Origin of the sequence: Conexibacter sp. CPCC 205762, from assembly GCF_030646155.1 — a bacterium.
In the GTDB taxonomy this organism is placed as follows: domain Bacteria; phylum Actinomycetota; class Thermoleophilia; order Solirubrobacterales; family Solirubrobacteraceae; genus Conexibacter.
In genome coordinates this window covers 322,042-340,076 of record NZ_JAUTDN010000002.1, presented here as the reverse complement: position 1 = coordinate 340,076, position 18,035 = coordinate 322,042, and the positions used below count along the sequence as shown (strand labels likewise).

Here is an 18,035-nt window from a genome sequence, read left to right as displayed (position 1 = left end):
CGACAGGCGCACAGCCGTTCGCGCTCCGTGACCGCATGCCCGCTCCTGTCCGACACCCCGGCGTCGTGCCGCGCCGCCTGCGCCCGCTGCTGGCCTGCGGCGCGCTCGCGCTGTCGCTCAGCAGCGCCGCCTGCGCCGGCGCCCAGCCGCCGCCGCAGCAGCCGACGGCGACCGTGACGAGCGGCCCGACCGCCAGCGCCTCCTCCTGGCTGGGCTTCAAGGCCGGCCGCTGGCCGGGCGCCGACTGGCGCCCTTACGCCGCCAGCTCGCCGTTCAACCAGCCGATCGCGCGCGGCGTGCGCGTTCACCCGCGCTCGCGCGAGTACATCCGCCAGATCCTCGCGTGGAGCCTGCCGGCCGCGGTCGTCGGCGGCGTCGCCGGCACGACCGACGACTACGCCCACCCGACCTACTGGGCGAGCAGAAGCGATCCCGTCTTCACGCTGCGGCCGACCTCCAGCTGGGGCCATCCCGCGCTGCGCGGCGTTCGCATCCGCATCCCGCGACGGGCGCGCGCCGCGATGGGCGGCGACGGCCACATGACGGTCGTGCAGCCCGACGGCTGGGAGTACGACTTCTGGCAGGCGCGACCGCAGAGCGGCGGCGTGCTGCGCTACACCGCCGGCGCGCGCCTGCGCATCGACGGCTCCGGGATAGACGGCGGCGCGACCGCGGCCGACTTCGGCAACCTCGCCGGGATCATCCGCGCGCCGGAGCTGGCGGCCGGCAGAATCGACCACGCGCTCTTCCTCGTGATCCGCTGTGCCGCGTCGGGCACCCGCTTCGGCTACGGCGCGAGGTCGCGCGGGGCGGGCGACAGCGCCTGGGTCTATCCGGCCGGCGGCGGCGGCGCGCCCTGCCGCGACGGCTCCGAGGCGCCGCCGCTGGGCGCGCGGCTGCAGCTGGCGATGAGCGAGCGGGAGCTGGCCGCGCTGCCGGTGCCGCCGTGGAAGCGCGCGATCCTGCGCGCGCTCGCCCGCTACGGCGCCTACGTCGGCGACACCGGCGGCCCCGGCGTCGGGCTGCAGATCGAGTCGAGCCTCACCTACACCGCCTTCGGTCTGCCCGACCCGCTCGTGCAGCTGGCGCGTCGGCAGCAGGCGACCGGCGATCCGTTCGTGAGGCAGAGCGGGGACCGCTGGTTGTTCGACGTTTCGGGCGACGTCGACTGGCTCCGCAAGCTGCGTGTGGTGACCCCGCCGAAACGCTGATCTTGCAGGGCTTTCTGCGAGACGTGTCCAACAAACGTCCACGCACTGGCGCTTTGCGAATCGTACGGACGTCCACTGAAATGGCCACGGGGGCGAGAGTCGCGCCGGGCGTCCCGATGACTCCGGCGTGTTCACCCCCGCCGCAGCCGCCAACCTCCTCTCTCGCAGCACCCGACCGGCCACCGGCCAGGCGGAGGGGTCTGAGCACGCACTGACAACAGCCAAGGAGGCTCAGCGCGTCATGCTCGTCGCTCGTCGTTCGCCGTTTTCCGTCTTCCTCAGCCTCTGCGCGATCGTCGCGCTGGCACTGAGCCTGACCACGGTGCCCGCCGGAGCGGCCAGCACCGGGAAGAGCGCTGTCTCCGCCAAGCAGGCCGCTGCAAAGAAGAAGGCCGCGAAGAAGCAGGCGCTTGCGTGCGCCGCCGCGGTCAAGAAGGGCAAGCCGAGCGCCAAGTGCGCGCGCTACCGCCGCCCGACCAAGCCGTCGAAGCCGGCGACGCCGCCCAAGCCGCCGACCACCACCACTCCGACGACGCCGCCGACGACCACCACGCCGACGACGCCGCCCACCACGACCACCCCCACCACCCCGCCGACCACCACCACGCCCACGACGCCGCCGACGACCACCACGCCGACGACGCCGCCCACCACGACCACCCCCACCACCCCGCCGACCACCACCACGCCCACGACGCCGCCGACGACCACCACGCCGACGACGCCGCCCACCACGACCACCCCCACCACCCCGCCGGTCACGACGACCCCGACGACGCCGCCGGTCACCACCACCCCGACGACGCCGCCGACCACCACGACGCCCACCACCCCGCCGCCGGCGACCGAGACCCCGACCACCCCCGCCGACCCCGCTACTGCCGGCAAGGCGAAGGGCTGGAACGGCTTCGGCGTCAACAGCTGGCCGGGCGCGAACTGGCGCCCCTACGCCGACAGCTCGCCGTTCAACCGCACGATCGGCAACGCCGCCGTCCACAGCAACTCGGCCGGGATCGTCAGCGAGGTCCTCTCGTGGGGCCTGCCGGGCAACATCATCGCCGGCTCCTCCGGCTCGACGCTCGACTACGCCCACCCGACCTACTACGCGCAGCCGACCGACCCGATCTACACGCTCAAGGCGTCCGGCACGAAGAACTACCTCGAAGGCATGAGAATCCGCATCCCGACCGAGGCCAAGCCGGCCCTCGGCGACGACGGCCACATGACGGTCGTGCAGCCCGACGGCTGGGAGTACGACTTCTGGCGCGTGCAGGACAAGCCGGCCGGCGGCGGCACGCTGACCTTCTCGATCGGCGGCCGCACGAGAATCGACGGCGACGGCATCGACAGCAAGGCGACCGCCTCCAACTTCGGCAACCTCGCCGGCGTCATCCGCGCCCAGGAGCTGGCCGCGGGCAAGATCAACCACGCCCTCTTCATCGTCGTCAGATGCACCTCCAGCACGAGCGGCTTCGGCCACAACACGACCCCCGCCCCGTCCAGCTCGCAGGGCGCCTGGGTCTTCCCCGCCTCGCACGGCGGCGCCCGCTGCTCGGCCGCTGACGAGGCCGGCGCGCCCCCGATGGGCGCCCGCTTCCAGCTCAACATGACCGCGACGCAGATCAACGCGCTGTCGGTCCCCGCCTGGAAGAAGACGATCCTGACGGCGCTGGCGACCTACGGCGGCTACGTCGGCGACACCGGCGGCTCCGGCTTCGCATTCCAGTTCGAGTCGGGCTCGACCTACACCAGCTTCGGCTCCAGCGACCCGCTCGTCAGCTTCTCGCAGAGCGTCGGCATCAAGACCGGCACCGGCAGCTGGGCCGGCACCTACGCCTACAACATGTCCTCGGGCGTCGACTGGGCCAAGTACCTGCGCGTGACCGTTCCGCCGAGCCCGGTCGCCGGCGGCGCGAAGGCGAAGAAGCCCGCCAAGAAGGGCGGCAACACGAAGGTCTCGGCGAAGAAGGTCGGCGCCAAGCAGCGCTGAGCGAACGCGCCGCGTCAGCGCGGCGGCGGCGCGAAGTACCGCGCCACGTGCTGCTCGACCGCGCTCGCGAGCGAGAAGCGATCGATCACCAGCTCCCGGCCCGCCGCTCCGCGGCGGGCTGCGTCGTCGGAGTCGGCCAGCACGCTGCGGCAGGCCGCGACCAGCGCCGCCGGCTCGCCCTGCGGGACGAGCGTGACGACGTCGCGCGGGAGCCGGGCGATGTCGGAGACCTCCGTCCCGGCGACCGGCAGCCCGGCCGCCATCGCCTCCAGCACGCCCAGCCCCATCCCCTCGTTCGCCTGCGTCGGGAAGAGGAAGAGGTCGGCGGCGGCGAGCAGCGCCGGCACGTCCTCGCGCACGCCGAGCAGGCGGAAGCGGTCCTCGCCGAGCCCGAGCGCGGCCGCCTCGGCCTCGATCTGCCCGCGCAGCGCGCCGTCGCCGGCGGCCAGCAGCACGACCCCGCCGGGGTCGGCGGCAAGCTGGGCGGCGATCCCCGGCAGCAGCTCGGTGCCCTTGCCGGGGCGCAGGTGGGAGGCGCAGAGGATCAGCCGCGTCGCGTCGTCGACGCCGAGCGCGGCGCGCGTCGCGCGGCGCAGGACAGGGTCGGGCGCGTAGGCGCCGGGGTCAACGCCGAGGTGGGCGACCTCCAGCTTCTCGTCCGGCACGCCGAGCGCGCGCAGCTGCTCGGCGACCCACTCCGAGACGGCCCAGAAGACCTCGACCTGGCGCGCGAGCCAGCGATGACGCGGCCCCGGCAGCTGCTTCCACGAGGTCGCCGGGACGATGTGCTTGGTCGTGAAGCGGCGCTCGACGCCGAGCCGCCGCGCGACCCAGAGGGCGTTGTAGGAGTCGTAGCCGAAGTGGGCGTGCAGGTGGGTCGCGCCGACGCCGCGCAGCACCCGCCCGAGCCGCAGCACGTTCTGCGGGTCGCCGACCTGGCGCGCCTCCGGCACGACGTGGATCCCCGCCGCCTCGACGTCGGCGAGGAACGCCTGCGAGCGGACCGGCTCGTGGAAGACGAGGTGGCTCTCCGCCCCCAGCTCGGCGCAGCGGCGCGTGAGCGCGACGAGGAAGCGCTCGAAGGAGCCGTACTGCTTCGACTCCCAGCCCATCACGTGGACGATCCGCGGCCGCTCGCCGCGCGCGACGCCGGCGCCGCTCACGGCCGCGCGAGGCCGAAGCGCGCCCAGCCGGCGATGAAGCCGAGCCCCCAGGCGACGTGCATCGTCGCCAGCACCGCCGGCAGCGGCAGCGCGACCTTCAGCGGCACCTCACGCGCCGCGTCGAGCGCCTGCAGCCCCAGCGCGCCGCCGTAGACGGCGACGCCGAGCCGCGCCAGCCGCCGCAGCGTGCGCGTCGGCGCCAGCAGCGCGCCGGCGAGGCAGAGCGCGACGGCCGGCGGCAGGAAGTGGGTCTTGCGCAGCGTGCCGTGGTGGCGCGTCGCCGTCTTGGCGCGGTAGAAGCCGTGGCGCCAGTATTGGCGCCAGAGCGCTCTGAAGTTGTCGCGCGGGAGATACTCGGCGGCCATCTCGGCGCGCGAGACGATCCGGCCGCCCTCGGCCAGCACGCGCGCCGCCAGCTCCGAGTCCTGGTTGACGGGCCAGCCGTCGTCCCAGCCGTCGTGGCGGTCGACCGTCTCACGCCGCCAGACGCCGGCGAAGACGCCGGTGTCGAGCTCGACCTCCTCGGCCGGTCTGCCCTCGGCGTTCATGCGCCACTTCGACGAGCCGCCGACGCCGAGCCGCGAGCCGAGCGCGTAGGCGACCGACGCGCGGATCCCGCCGCTGCCTCTCGGCACGACCGGGCCGGCGACCCAGACGACGTCGTCGTCCTGCTCCAGCCGCTCGATCCCGGCCGCCAGGTAGCGGGCCGGGAACCAGGCGTGCGCGTCCATCCGCGCGACGTAGCCGCCGCTCGCGGCGCGCAGGCAGGCGTTGAGGCCGGCGGCGGTCGTGCGCGCCGGGTTGTCGACGACGACGATCCGCGGATCGTCGCGCCCCATCTCCTCCAGCACCGCCTTCGTGCGGTCGTCTGAGCGGCCGTCGGCGAAGACCAGCTCCAGCGTCAGGCCCTCAGGCAGCTCCTGCGCGAGCATCGTCGCGACGGTGTCGCGGATGTGCTTCTCCTCGTTGAGGACCGGGATCAGAACGCTGACGGTCGGCATCGCTGCGGGATTCGCGCTCACGTCCGCATCTCCTCGGGACGCGTCATCGCCAGCAGCGTCGGACCGAGCGCGATCAGGATCCACAAGCGCCGGTCGTCGATGTTGGAGAGGAAGAAGGAGGCCGTCAGCGCGCCGACGAGCGCGAGCATCGCCGCGCGCGCGAGCGTCGCCGTGTCGAGGTCGCCGAGGCGCTCGAAGCGGTCGGCCGCGCGATGGGCGGAGAGGATCGAGCGCACCACCAGCAGCAGGAACAGGAACAGCCCGATCGCGCCCGTCTCGGCCCACAGCTGCAGGTAGGCGTTGTGGACGACGATGTGCTTGTCGACGATCAGGTCGGCGCGGCTGAGCGCGCCCGGCTCGCGGATGAAGTTCTGCGAGACGACGGGGAACTGGCCGAGGCCCGCGCCGTCGAGCGGATGCGCCTCGACGACGCGCCAGGCGACCTGCCAGATGTCGGTCCGGCCGCTGCCGCCGTCCTGCGCCGAGGTGACCCGCTGCCACGACGACGGCGAGGCGGCGAACCAGCCGGCCGCGCCCAGCGCGACGATGCCGATCACGACCGCGACCGTCAGCCGTCTGCCGCGCCAGAACAGCAGCGCGCCGAGCGAGACGATCGCCGCCGCGATCAGGCCGCCGCGGGACTCGGTCGCGGCGAGGCCGATCGCCAGGATCCCGATCGCGACGATCAGCGCGAAGCGCACCAGCGGCTGGCCGCGTTTGGCGGCGAGGCCGCCGGCGAGCATGATCGCCGGCACGCATGCGGCCGCGAGGTAGTTGGGGTCGCTGACGCCGCCCTGCAGGCGGCCCTGCACGCTGCTGGAGGTGTCGAGGTCGGTCGCGCTCGTGCTGAGGCCGCCGGTCGCGGCGCCGGAGAGGACCGACAGCGCGGTGCCGGCGACGTAGGCGCCGGCGATCCAGCGGGCGTGCTTGGGCTCCAGCACGAAGGTCGTCACGAGCAGGAAGACGCCGGCCGAGAGGACGTAGTTGATCGCCGTGTCCTTGACGAGGTCCGGCGACGGCGCCCACAGCAGCGACAGCAGCACCCACGCTATGAACAGCACCAGCCCGCCGAGCATCGGTATCTGCCGCCGCGCCCGCGCCCGCAGCGCGCCGTCGCGCGCGAACAGCATCCCGAACCAGACGATGAACAGCAGGTAGAGCGAGCGGTTGGAGGCCTGGCCGAAGGCCGGGATCGACGTCATGAAGGCCGACGTCGCCCACGCCGCCAGCGCCAGCGGCGGGTTGAGGAAGGCGAGCGGCAGGAAGACGACCGCGCCGATCACCAGCAGGCCGAGCTTCGGCTGGTGCACGAGCAGCACGCCGGTGATCGCGGCGAGCGCGAAGGCGGCCGCGCCGACGGCGACGACCAGGCCCTGCGAGCCGGCGAGCGGGCGCCGCTGGACGCCGAGGCCGAGCATTGCTACGGCAGCGCGTCGGCCTCGTCGCGGCGGCGGGCGCGCTGCCCGCCGTCCGCGGGCGGGCTGAGCGTCGGCAGCTGCTTGTCGCCGCGGCCGTCGCCCGCGTAGCCGTAGTAGCCGCCGTAGGAGGTGCCGCTGCCGCCGACGACGACGAGCCCGGTCGGCGTCACGCCCATGTGCTCCAGCAGCTCGCGCGCGACCTGCAGGTCGTTGCGGTCGGTGTTGCCGGGACGGGCGACCAGCAGCACGTCGTCGGCGACGGTGACGACGCGCAGCGCGTCGGAGACGCGGCCGAGCGGCGCGGTGTCGACGACGACGCAGTCGGCGATCTCGCGCGCCTGCGCGAGCAGCTCCGGCAGCTGGCGCGAGAGCGCGGCCAGCATCGGCGAGATGTCGCCGCTGGGCTGGGCGCTGAAGACGAGCAGGTCGGGCCGGCCGGGCGCCTCGACGAGCGAGTCGGTCAGCCGCACGTTGCTGCCGAAGAGCGAGAGGACGTCCGAGCGGACGCCGATGCGGGCGCCGATGTCGGGCTTGCGCAGATCGAGGTCGAGCAGCACGACGCGCAGGCCGGAGGCGACGAGCGAGCTGGCGAACTCGATCGCCGAGGTCGTCTTGCCGTCGCCGACGGAGGCGCTCGTGAACATCACGACCGGCGTGCGGTCGTGCTCGTTGTCGAGCTGCACCTGCAGCGTGCGGAACGCCTCGCGCAGCTGCGGCGGCGTCTCGCCCTTGCGGCGGCGGACGACCGGCACGCGCGTCAGCACCGGCAGCGGGTAGACCTCGACGAGCGCGTCCTCGTCGCGCATGCGGCGGTCGAGCTGCTCCAGCAGCAGCGCCGCGCCGACGCCTATGACGGCGCCGCCGATCAGCGCGAGGATCACGACGAGCTTCTTCGACGCGCCGGTCTCCTGCGCGCCGGTCGCGCTCTGCAGCAGCGAGAAGTTGGGGTCGCGGCCGTCGCGGATCGTCTCCAGCTCGGCGATCGAGGCGGCGAGGTTGGCCGAGGTCGTCGGATCGGCGTCGCCGAGCGCCTCGCGGCGCGCTCTGAGGCCGGCGACCTGCGCGTCGACCTGCTGCTTGAGCGAGTCGCCGCGGACCTCCAGCGTCGCTGGCGCGTAGGCGTTGGCGGCGGCGATCGCGGACGCCTCGCTGTCGGAGGTGGCGGTCACGGCGACGACGTTGGAGTCGCCCTGCGCGCTGACTCTGACGGCGTTGAGGAGTCTGCCGACGGACCAGCCGGGCAGGTTTCTGGCGGCGACGACGGCGGCCTTCGGCGAGTCGAGGATCGTCGCGGCGGTCTGCAGCGTGCGCGTCGGGTCGACCGAGTCGGTCAGGATCGGCAGGCCGGCGGTCGCGGCGTCGCCGGCGGTCGGCGTGACGAGGATCTGCGCTGTCGAGTCGAAGCTGGGCGTGCGCCGCTCCAGCCAGACGACGCTGGCGGCGATCGTCGCGAGCAGCACGAGGCCGACCAGCAGCGGGTGATGCCGGACGGCGCGCCAGTAGGGCCCGAAAGCGCCTTCGGCGCGACCCGTCGTGAGGGAGGGTGTGCTCGCTGCCACAAACGTTCTTCGGGCAGTATACGCAGGCCTTTTCTCGCTCATTGCGCCTCCTTCGCCGCACGCAGCGCGGCCTCGACCTGCTCGGCGACGGTCGGCCAGCCGGAGCCGTTCATGACCCGCTCGCGACCGGCGGCGCCGAGCCGCTCGGCGAGCGCGGGATCGCCCAGCACGCGGTCGAGCGCGTCGACGAGCGCCGGCACGTCACCCTTCGGCACGACGATCCCCGTCTCGCCGTCGGCGACGGCCGCCGGCAGGTCGCCGACGTCGCTGGCGACGACGGCGCGGCGCATCGTCATCGCGAGGTGGACGACGCCGCTCTGGTAGCCGGCCAGATACGGCATCACGACGACGCGCGCGCGCCCGAACAGGTCCGGGACCTGCTCCAGCGGGACGTAGTCGGGCCGCACCTCGACGGAGTCGCCGTGGCCGCTGGCCCACGGGATCACGCGCGCCGACTCGCCCTCCTCGGGCACCGGCGGCCCGGCGATCGTCAGGCGCGCGTCGGGGCGGCGTCTGGAGAGCGCGTCGAACGCCTCCATCAGCACCGGCAGGCCCTTCATCTTGCGCCAGGCGCCGAAGAAGAGGATGCGCGGCTCGCCCGCGGGCGGCGGCGGCTCCTCGCCGTCCTCGAAGATCCGCTCGTCGCCGTGCGGGATCACGACCAGTCTCGTCGGCGGGTAGGTCTCGAGGTACTCGGCGCGCGATCTCTCGCCGTGGACGAAGAGGAAGTCGAAGCTCGGGTAGGCGCGCGCGAGCAGCTTCATCGTCGTGCCGCCCTCGACGAACAGCTCGCTGCCGCCCCAGCGGTTGAACGGGCGCACGTTGTGGCAGACGTGCGACGTCGGCGTCTTGCCTCTCAGCTTCGTGACGGTGAGCGCGCCGAGCGCGGTCAGCGACAGGTCGAGGCTGCCGTTGAGCAGCACGGCGTCGTAGCCGCCGAAGCGCACCTCGCGCACGATCCGGCCCCACGTGCGTGCCAGCCGCGCGGCCGTTCTGGCGCGCCGGAGCGTCGCCTCCACGCGCGTCGGCTCGCCGCTGTGGGCGGGCGCGCCGGGCGGCAGCACGGGACGCCGGCGGGCGGCGCCGGAGCGGCTCGCCAGCTCGTTGTCGCGCGCACAGATCAGGTCGACCTGGTTGCCGCGCTCGGCGAGCGCGTCGGCGAGCTGGGTGGCGTAGTGCAGCAGGCCCCCGAACGGGACCGGCTCGATCACGGCGATGCGCATATGCGCTCCATATCGGCAGGGATCGTCCCCACCTTCAGCCCCGCCTCACCAGATCCCAGAGCGAGCTGGCGCGCAGGAGTCGCACCGGCCGCGCGACCTTGACGCGGAAGCGGCGCCACTCGTCGACGCGGTAGACGCCGATCCGCGGCAGCCGCATCAGCTCGTGCGCGCTGGGCTGCGCCGGCCACGCCGGCACCCGCACCGGCAGCGTCACCGCCGCTTCGTAGCCGGCCGCGGCGGTCGCGGCGGCGACGCGCTCGTCGTGTGCGCCGAAGGGATAGGCGAGCGTCGCCAGCTCCAGCTCCAGCAGCGCCTCCAGCTCCCGCTTGGAGCCCTCCAGCTCGTGCCGCAGCTCGCCGTCGTCGGCGACTCTCGGCAGCCACGGGTGGGTGCGCGTGTGCGAGCCGACCTCCCAGCCCTGCGCGGCGACCGCGCGCAGCTGCCCGGCCGTCATCGGCTCCAGCTCGCGCGCGTGCTCGGTCTGCAGGTGACGCGCGACCTCCGGCCACGCCATCGGCGTCTGCTCGGCGATCGGCACCGACGGCGCGTAGACGGTCGCGATCGCGCCGAGCCGCTCGAGCACCGGCAGCGCCAGCTCGTGGACCGACAGGAGCGCGTCGTCGAACGTGATCGCGAGCCGCTTGCCGCCGCCCGGCCGCGCCGCCTCGCGCACCGTCACGGGGCGGTAGCCGCGCCGCATGAACCAGGCGACCTGGCTGTGCAGCTGCTGCTGTGTGACCGCCATCGCGTCGGGCCAGCTCGGGCTGACGCCGTGATAGCAGAGCGAGATCGTCTCGTTCATCGCGCGCCCTCGCGCCCGCGCGCGCCCGCGCCCGCGCCGCGTCCGCCGGCCGCGGCCGTGACGAACTCCGCCACCCGCCCGACCTCGGCCTCCAGCGTGTGCGCGCGCGCCTGCGCGCTGCCGGCCGCGACCAGCCGCGCCCGCAGCGCTTCGTCGTCGCGCAGCCGCTCCAGCGCGCGCGCGGCGGCTTCGGCGTCACCGGCTCCGATCAGCTCGACCGCCTCGCCGACGGCGGCGCGGATCCCGCCGACGTCGGTCGCGACCGCCGGCAGGCCGGCGGCGAACGCCTCGAAGAGGATCTGCGGCAGCCCCTCGGTCCAGGAGACGTGCAGCAGCGCGTGGCTGTCGCGGTAGGCGTCGAAGAGGCCGCCGTCGAGCGGCAGGTAGCCGAGCAGCTCGGCGTGGCCGGCGACGCCCAGCTCGGCGAGCCGCTGCTCGAGCTGGTCGCGCAGCGGCCCCTCGCCGCAGATCCGCAGCCGCCAGCGCGGGTCTCTCGCGACCAGCAGCGCCAGCACGTCGGCCAGCAGCAGCGGGTTCTTCTCGGTGTCGATGCGGCCGACGCTGAGCACGTCGAGCGTCTGCGCGTCCCAGTCCTCGCGGGACGCTCTGCCGGCGATCTCGGCGTCGCGCACGAGCGAGATCGCGACCTCCAGGACGCGCGGCGCGGCGGCGTAGTGGCTGGCCGCCTCGGGCCCGACGACGACGACCGGGGCGCGCTTGGCGAGCAGCCGCCAGGCGCCGTCGAGCAGCTCGCCGATCGCTCGCACCCAGCGTCTGCTGGGATGGCGCGTGGCGAGGTAGGCGCGCGTGTCCTGGCGCACGCCGAGGATCACCGGCTTGCGACGCGCGAGCGCGACGAGCGCGAACAGCAGCGCGACCGGGTGCGGGCCGAGCAGCCAGGCGGCGTCGGCGTCGTCGAGCGCGCGCGCGAACGTCCGCAGCGAGCCGGCGACGCCGCGCGCCGCCGACAGCGGCCGCGTGATCGTCTCGTAGAACGGCAGCGGCACGAACGTGACCGCGTCGGTCAGGCGGTAGCGGCTGCTGCCGGGCCGCGGGTCGAGCCGGCCGACGAGCGTGAGGCCGTCGAGCCGCTCGGCGAGCGCGTCGAGGAAGAGCGCGAAGGCGCGCTCGGCGTAGACGGCGCCGTCGTGGCGGCGGTAGGCGTAGTCGGTGTAGACGGCGAGACGCATCGAAGGCGCGGGAATCTAGCGCCTCGCGCGGAGGGCGCGGGTCGCGTCGGAGAGCCGCAGCCGCCAGGCGGCCGGCCGGCTGACCTCGATCCAGCTCAGCGTCTCCTCACGCGCGGCCAGCTCGCTCTTGTAGCGCGTCGCCGGCGCGAGGAAGTCGTAGCTGGCGAGGCCGTGCTCGCGGCAGGCGCGCATGAAGGCGATGTGGCCGGCGACGCCGGCGCGCAGGCGGTTGTCGTCGTACTGCCGCAGGCCGCCCTGGTAGAAGCAGAGGCGGTCGCCGTCGCGCAGGCCGTAGAGACAGCCGACCGTCTCGCCGTCGGCCGCTCTGCGCACGCGCACGAGCGCGACCTGCTGGCGCGGCAGCAGCCGCGCGACGAGCGCGCGATGGAAGGCGACGTAGCGCGCGTCGGCGAACGCGCCCGGCTCGCCGGCGGCCGTCCAGCGCTGCTGGTGCAGCGCGATCAGCTCGTCGAGGATCTCCGCCCCCTGCTGCGGCGTCTGCGCCCACTCGGTGCTCAGCTCGCCGAACGCTCTCAGCGAGCGGCGGATCCGCTGGCGGCGGCTGCCGGACAGCTGCGCCAGCACGTCGTCGCCCTCCTGCAGGTCGGCGACGGGGCTCTGCTCGACCGTGACCGCGACGCGCGGCGAGGGGCCGCCGAGCGCGTCGAGCAGCAGCGCGGCGTCGTCGGCGTGGAGGCCGTCGAGCCGCAGCCGGTCCCAGCCGCGCTCGCGCTCCAGCTCGGCGACCAGCGCCGCGGCGAACGGCGCGCGCGCCTCCGGCCGCGCCAGCAGCCGGTTGCGCTCGACGAAGACGCTCGCGCCGGCCGGCTCCCCGGCCGTGCCGAGATGCCAGGCACGCGGGCGCGGGAAGGCGGCCGGCGCTCTCGTCACGAGCGCGATCGCGCCCTCCGCGACGGCGAAGCGGTGCGGCACGGCGGCGCCGAAGCTGTCGAGCCAGGTCTCGGTCCAGGCCCACGAGCAGCTCAGCGCGGGGGCGCCGCCGAGGTCGGCCTCCAGCGCCGTCCACAGCCGCCGCGCCTCGTCGCGCGCGGCGACGCCGTCGAGCATGCGCACGGCGATCCGGCCGGAGACAGCGGAGGGGTGCGCCACGCCCGGCATGTTCGCATGCGCGCCGGGCACGAGCGCCCGGCGCGAGGAAATATGGACCGTGCACCCTCCATCGAAGCGGGTTCTCGAGTTCGCTACCGCCGGTGGACTCCGGACAGGCACTCCCGCAACGCATGACGGTGACCGTTTAAGGCTGCTTCCTTCCGGACCTGACCTGGTTCGCGGGCCGTCATCGCGCGGGACCTGACCATCAACGCCTCCGTACGACGCGCTGCCTCGAAAGCCTGCGCCCCTCGGAAGGGAATTCAGCCCTGCTAGAGCGGATTGCAGATTCAGGGCGCCGCTAATGCCCCGCCTAGCACGGTCCGCGGGGGATCATAGCGGCGGGCGCGCCACGGCGCGCGGCTGGGCGGTGCCGCGCAGGCCCGCGCCGCCGGCCGGCTCAGCGGGCGCCGGCGGCGACGTGCGCGAGCGTCGTGCGCAGGCCCTCGGCGAGGCCGACCTCGGCGCGCCAGCCGAGCAGCTCGCCGGCGCGCGTCGCGTCGAGCGCGCTGCGCAGCACCTCGCCGGCGCGCGCCGGCTCGTGCAGCGGCTCGAACGGCCGCTCGCCATCGCCGAGCGCGCGCAGCTCGTCAGCGAGCTGCAGCACGGTCGTCTCGACGCCGCTGCCGATGTTGACCGGCTCGGTCGCATCGGAGGCGGCCGCGAGCAGGTTCGCGCGCACGACGTCGCCGACGAAGACGTAGTCGCGCGTCTGCAGGCCGTCGCCGAAGATCCGCGGCGTCGCGCCGCTGGACAGGCAGCCGCAGAAGATCGCCACCACGCCTCCCTCGCCGAGCGGGTCCTGGCGCGGGCCGTAGACGTTCGCGTAGCGCAGCGAGATCGTCGAGAGGCCGTGCAGGCGCGTGAACAGCGCGCAGTAGCCCTCGGCCGAGAACTTCGACTGGCCGTAGGGAGCGAGCGGGCGGATCGGCGCGTCCTCGCGCGTCGGGATCAGCTCGGTCTCGCCGTAGATCGCGCCGCCGGTCGACGACAGCACGACGCGGCGGGCGCCGTGCTCGAGCGCGGCTCTCAGCACGTTGATCGTGCCGCCGACGTTGATCGCCGAGTCGCGCAGCGGATCCTCGACCGAGACGCGCACGTCGATGTGCGCGGCGAGATGGAAGACGACCTCGGGCCGCTCCTCCGCGAAGACGGCCGCGACCGCCGCGACGTCGGCGACGTCGGCCTCGTGCAGCGTCGCCTCCGCCGGCAGGTTGTCGCGCGTGCCGGTCGAGAGGTCGTCGAGGACGGCGACCTCGTGGCCGGCGGCGAGCAGGCCGTCGACGACGTTGGAGCCGATGAAGCCGGCCCCGCCGGTGACGAGCGCCTTCACAGACGGACCGCGGTCTCGGCCGCCTCCGCCCGCGTGACGCCGCGCAGGTCGAGCACGAGCGGCGCCTTCGCGACGACGGCGCCGTGGTCGACGCTCGGGTGCGCGGTCACGATCACCGCGACGTCGGTGCCGTCCAGCAGCTGCTCCAGCGGCTGCGATCTGAGCCCCTGGCGGGTCAGCTCCGGCACGTGCGGGTCGTGGTAGCCGAGGTCGGCGCCGCGCTGGTTCAGCAGCTCGATCAGCTTCAGCGCCGGCGACTCGCGGATGTCGCCGATCCCGGCCTTGTAGGAGACGCCGAGGATCGCGACGCGCGAGCCCTTCACCGGCTTGCCGGCGTCGTTGAGGATCCGCTCGACGCGCTCGAAGCAGTGGTACGGCATGTTCTGGTTGACCTTGCCGGCCAGCTCGATGAACTCGGTCTGGAAGTCGTACTCGCGCGCCTTCCAGGACAGGTAGAAGGGGTCGACCGGCAGGCAGTGGCCGCCCATGCCGGGGCCGGGCAGGAACTTCATGAAGCCGTAGGGCTTCGTCGCCGCGGCGTCGACGACCTCCCAGATGTCGATCCCCATGCGGTCGGCGAGCATCGCCATCTCGTTCACGAGCGCGATGTTGACCGAGCGGAAGATGTTCTCCAGCAGCTTCGCCAGCTCCGCCGCCTCGGGCGTCGAGACCTCGACCAGCTCGTCGCAGACGCGGCCGTACAGCTCGCGCGTGCGCGCGGTGCACTCGGGCGTGAGACCGCCGAAGACCTTCGGCGTCGTGCGCAGCGTGAAGTCGGTGCGGCCCGGGTCGACCCGCTCGGGCGAGAAGGAGACGTTGAAGTCGCGCCCGGCCTTCAGGCCCGAGCGCGCCTCCAGCAGCGGCACGAGCGTGTCGCGCGTGGTGCCCGGGAAGGTCGTCGACTCCAGCACGACCAGCTGGCCGACGCGCAGCACGCGGCCGAGCGCCTCGCCGGCGCCGATCAGCGGCCCGAGGTCGGGCTCGCGGTTGGCCGTCAGCGGCGTCGGGACGCAGATCAGGATCGCGTCCGCTCTCACCAGCGCGGCGTACTCGGTCGTCGCCGAGATCGCGTCTCCGAGCGCCGCCAGCCGCTCCGACGGCACGTCCTCGACGAGCGACACGCCCGCCGCGATCGTCGCGACGCGCTGCGCGTCGACGTCGACGGCGATCACGTCGTCGCCGGCCTCGGCGAAGGCGACGGCGAGCGGCAGCCCGACGTAGCCGAGTCCCACGATTCCCACGGTCATGGCGCGGAATCGTACGACATCGCGGACCGACTCGACACCGGGTTCCGGACGGATGGCCGGGCGGCCGGCCGGGCATCGAATCGCGCGCGCCGCTACGATCCCTCGGACGAGGGCGCGTAGCTCAGTGGGAGAGCGCTCGCTTCACACGCGAGAGGTCGGTGGTTCGAAACCACCCGCGCCCATCCCCGAAGGCCCGCCCCGGCGGGCCTTCGTCGTTCTGCCGTCCCAGCGCAGCAGCAGCGCCAGCAGGCCGACCGCCGTCAGCAGCTCCAGCGCCAGCGTCGCCTCCTTCGAGCCGGTCGAGATCGACGTGTAGATGTGGTGGAGCGAGCTGAGCGCGAGCAGCGCGAGCAGCGCCGTGACGAGCGCCGGCGAGCTGGCCAGCGGACGCGCGGCGGTCTCGCGCTCGAGCCAGCCGCGCCCGCTGGCGAAGGCGACCGCCAGCGGCACCAGGCCGAGCGAGACGAGCCGCGGCTCGTTCGTCGAGGAGTAGTCGTTGTAGATCGGGTCCGGGTTGAGCAGCGCCGCGAGCACGACGATCGCCGCTCCGACGGCGAGGCTGCCCCAGAACAGCGACGGCAGCTGCGTGAGGCGCCGGCGCGCGACCCACAGCGTCGCCGCCAGCAGCGCGGCGATCTCCAGCAGCGCGTTGGCGGTGTGGGCGAAGTGGTTGGCGAGGTCGGAGGCGGTCCCGGGCAGGTCGCCGACCGCCTCCAGGATCGTCAGTCTCGTGAAGCTCACGCCGGGTTTCGAGAAGCCGGCCGCGACGCGGGTGATGACGTAGTAGGTGACGACCGTCACCAGCAGCGCGGCGATCGCCGGCAGCAGCGGCCGGCGCGCGCCGCGCACCGTCAGCGCCGGACCGCGCGCCTCGCGCCACTCCGGCGCGATCAGCAGCCACAGCGCGACGACCGGCGCGACCGCGAAGACCGTTTGCCGCCCGATCGTCGCCAGCAGCAGCGCCGCCAGCACGAGCGGCAGCCGCCGCAGCGCCATGCCGAGCAGCAGCAGGCCCATCGAGAGGTCGAAGACGAGGTCGGCGAGGTAGGCCGGCTCGAGGCCGTAGTAGCGCAGCGCATACGGGTTGAGCGCGACGACGGCGAGCGCCAGCAGCGTCGTCGCGGTGCTCGCGCCGATCCGCCGCAGGACCGTCGCGGCGACCAGCAGCAGCGCGACGGCGAGCGCGACGGCACAGACGCGGTAGACATCCTCGGCCGACCCGCCCGTCAGGTCCGCGAGCCCGCCGACGACCCAGTGCACGGCCCAGCGCTGGGCGTGCTGGTCGGCGATTCGCTCGTCGGGGAAGCCGGGGAAGGCGTGCGCGAGCTTCAGGTAGGCGTACTCGTCGTCGCCGTGGGCGTAGCGGAGACCGGCGAAGAAGCCCATCCAGCGGTTGGTGAGCGCGACGAAGGCGAGCAGCGCGGCGACGATCGCGACGATCGCGCCCCAGCCGGGCACGGCGGCCAGCCATCTGCGAGCGCCGGCGACAGGCGCGGCGGGGGAGCGTGGGGCCATTGCGCGCAATCGTAGTGGCGCGGCCGGGCGCCGGCGACGCGCGCGGGCCGCGAACGCGGCACGGCGAAAGATCCGGCCGGAACCTTCGCCATCGGGCCAAGGTGAGAGCCGCGCCGCTGCCGCATCATCCTGTCCATCTCCTCCTCTGAAGGGTCGGGTCCAGGCAACGGGACCCGGCCCTTCGCCCTTCTTGCGGTGTGGTCCGTCGCGGGTTCTCTCGGAGGGATGCGCGCGACGCGGCGGGGCCGGGATTTCCGGGGCCGGCCCCGCCTCGTCCGTCGCGCGGGCCCGCCGCTCAGTCCGAGCCGGCGACCGAGGGCGGGAACTCGGGCGCGAACGGCGGCCCCTGACCGCAGCCGAGGTAGCTGTCGACCGTCTGCGACGGCACGCCGCCGTTGAACTCGAACAGGCCGCGCACGATCACGCGCGCGCCGGGCGGGCAGGTCATCGCCTCGATGTAGCCGCGCTTGACGGTGCGACCGTGCTCTCTCACCTTCACGGTCGCGCCGCCGACGGTCGCCTTGAACTGTCTCAGCGACGTGACCATGCCGTCGGAGATCTCCTGCAGGCCGGGCGGGACCGGCAGCGTCAGCTTGAAGCCGTATCTCGGGTTGCCGCGCAGCTGCTCGAATCTGGCGTCGATCAGCTCGCTGATCTCGACCGGGTTGGTGGCATGGAAGTAGAACAGCATCGATCTGCCGCCGGGCCCGTTGTAGACCTCCATCTGCAGTCTGGCCGTCACGCTGATCGCGGTCCCGAAGGCCCAGCCGCCGCCGATCCGCGATGCCTTCGGGCAGGCGCTCCGGGAGCCTCTCGTCGCGATCAGCCGCGCCGCTCTGCAGCTCGCGAACCATCTGCCGTTGACGCGCGCGCCGTGCGTGAACCAGAGCGTGATCCTTCTCGTCGTCGCCGGGTAGGCGCCGTCGATGTCGTCGCCGACCACGCGGCCCTCCAGCGTCAGGCTGACGTTCTGCGGCGTGGTCGGGAAGCCGGTGATCGCGGGCGTGACCGCGCCGCTGAGCGCGGCCGACGTTCTCGCGCCGGCGAGCGTCGGGGCCAGCAGGCAGGCCGCGAACGCGAGCGCCGTCGCCACGGTCACCCCAGCGGTCTTGAAAACAGACATGTCTCAAGCGTAACCGCTGCCCGCCGGCCCGTGTGAGAAGTTGGTCGGCGGCATGTGCCGCCCTGAGCGAAGCGGAGAGCCGATTCCGATAGGGTCGGCTTACCGTGCGTAAGTTCCACGCGGCCGTTCTGCGGCGGCGCGAGGAGTATC

Annotated in this window: 14 protein-coding genes, 1 tRNA gene and 1 other RNA gene; 4 read left to right on the top strand and 12 right to left on the bottom strand. The window is 73.9% G+C overall.

Features of this window, described 5'->3' with window-relative positions; translation table 11 throughout:
• The first annotated feature begins 35 nt into the window (after nucleotides 1-35).
• Together Q7L73_RS03710 and Q7L73_RS03705 are read left to right on the top strand one after the other, a co-directional pair.
• Nucleotides 36-1,211 carry a hypothetical protein gene (locus Q7L73_RS03710; RefSeq protein WP_304686573.1) on the top strand — a complete coding sequence of 392 codons (1,176 nt, stop codon included), beginning with the start codon at nucleotides 36-38 and terminating at the stop codon, nucleotides 1,209-1,211.
• A 241-nt stretch (nucleotides 1,212-1,452) separates the two neighbouring features.
• A complete protein-coding gene (locus tag Q7L73_RS03705) occupies nucleotides 1,453-3,201 on the top strand; it encodes a hypothetical protein (protein WP_304715482.1) in 1,749 nt (582 codons plus the stop codon).
• A gap of 14 nt (nucleotides 3,202-3,215) precedes the next feature.
• Here Q7L73_RS03705 and Q7L73_RS03700 read toward each other — a convergent pair whose 3' ends face one another.
• The 11 genes from Q7L73_RS03700 to Q7L73_RS03650 all read right to left on the bottom strand — a co-directional run bounded on the left by Q7L73_RS03700 (nucleotide 3,216) and on the right by Q7L73_RS03650 (nucleotide 15,247).
• Nucleotides 3,216-4,364: a glycosyltransferase gene (locus Q7L73_RS03700; RefSeq protein ID WP_304686571.1), complete on the bottom strand. Its 1,149-nt coding sequence runs from the start codon at nucleotides 4,362-4,364 to the stop codon at nucleotides 3,216-3,218.
• Nucleotides 4,361-5,386 (bottom strand): glycosyltransferase, encoded by a 1,026-nt coding sequence (locus tag Q7L73_RS03695; protein ID WP_304686570.1) that lies wholly within the window; start codon nucleotides 5,384-5,386, stop codon nucleotides 4,361-4,363. The genes Q7L73_RS03700 and Q7L73_RS03695 overlap by 4 nt, the downstream gene beginning before the upstream one ends.
• Complete coding sequence (locus tag Q7L73_RS03690) at nucleotides 5,383-6,783, bottom strand: O-antigen ligase (protein WP_304686569.1); 1,401 nt, start codon at nucleotides 6,781-6,783, stop codon at nucleotides 5,383-5,385. Before Q7L73_RS03690 ends, Q7L73_RS03695 begins: the two co-directional genes overlap by 4 nt.
• Before the next feature lie 2 nt (nucleotides 6,784-6,785).
• The gene (locus Q7L73_RS03685; protein WP_304686568.1) at nucleotides 6,786-8,342 is read right to left on the bottom strand and encodes a division plane positioning ATPase MipZ; all 1,557 of its coding nucleotides are present in this window, start codon (nucleotides 8,340-8,342) and stop codon (nucleotides 6,786-6,788) included.
• Nucleotides 8,343-8,380: 38 nt separating this feature from the next.
• Nucleotides 8,381-9,565, bottom strand: coding sequence for a glycosyltransferase family 4 protein (locus Q7L73_RS03680; RefSeq protein WP_304686567.1), 1,185 nt, complete (start codon nucleotides 9,563-9,565; stop codon nucleotides 8,381-8,383).
• A gap of 34 nt (nucleotides 9,566-9,599) precedes the next feature.
• Nucleotides 9,600-10,367: a polysaccharide deacetylase family protein gene (locus tag Q7L73_RS03675; RefSeq protein WP_304686566.1), complete on the bottom strand. Its 768-nt coding sequence runs from the start codon at nucleotides 10,365-10,367 to the stop codon at nucleotides 9,600-9,602.
• Nucleotides 10,364-11,557, bottom strand: coding sequence for a glycosyltransferase (locus Q7L73_RS03670; RefSeq protein ID WP_304686565.1), 1,194 nt, complete (start codon nucleotides 11,555-11,557; stop codon nucleotides 10,364-10,366). The genes Q7L73_RS03675 and Q7L73_RS03670 overlap by 4 nt, the downstream gene beginning before the upstream one ends.
• Nucleotides 11,558-11,572: 15 nt before the next feature.
• Nucleotides 11,573-12,667 carry a GNAT family N-acetyltransferase gene (locus Q7L73_RS03665; RefSeq protein ID WP_304686564.1) on the bottom strand — a complete coding sequence of 365 codons (1,095 nt, stop codon included), beginning with the start codon at nucleotides 12,665-12,667 and terminating at the stop codon, nucleotides 11,573-11,575.
• 56 nt (nucleotides 12,668-12,723) lie between these two features.
• Nucleotides 12,724-12,989: signal recognition particle sRNA large type (ffs, locus tag Q7L73_RS03660), an RNA gene on the bottom strand.
• 78 nt (nucleotides 12,990-13,067) lie between these two features.
• Nucleotides 13,068-14,000, bottom strand: coding sequence for an NAD-dependent epimerase/dehydratase family protein (locus Q7L73_RS03655; protein WP_304686563.1), 933 nt, complete (start codon nucleotides 13,998-14,000; stop codon nucleotides 13,068-13,070).
• Nucleotides 13,997-15,247, bottom strand: coding sequence for a nucleotide sugar dehydrogenase (locus Q7L73_RS03650; protein WP_304686562.1), 1,251 nt, complete (start codon nucleotides 15,245-15,247; stop codon nucleotides 13,997-13,999). Before Q7L73_RS03650 ends, Q7L73_RS03655 begins: the two co-directional genes overlap by 4 nt.
• 110 nt (nucleotides 15,248-15,357) lie before the next feature.
• On the opposite strand from Q7L73_RS03650, the gene Q7L73_RS03645 reads away from it, so the two are divergent.
• A tRNA-Val gene (locus tag Q7L73_RS03645) sits at nucleotides 15,358-15,429 on the top strand.
• 139 nt (nucleotides 15,430-15,568) lie between these two features.
• Nucleotides 15,569-16,777, top strand: coding sequence for a hypothetical protein (locus Q7L73_RS03640; protein ID WP_304686559.1), 1,209 nt, complete (start codon nucleotides 15,569-15,571; stop codon nucleotides 16,775-16,777).
• Nucleotides 16,778-17,057: 280 nt separating this feature from the next.
• Here the strand turns inward: Q7L73_RS03640 and Q7L73_RS03635 are convergent, their stop codons facing one another.
• Nucleotides 17,058-17,885: a hypothetical protein gene (locus Q7L73_RS03635; protein ID WP_304686554.1), complete on the bottom strand. Its 828-nt coding sequence runs from the start codon at nucleotides 17,883-17,885 to the stop codon at nucleotides 17,058-17,060.
• Nucleotides 17,886-18,035: the final 150 nt, after the last annotated feature.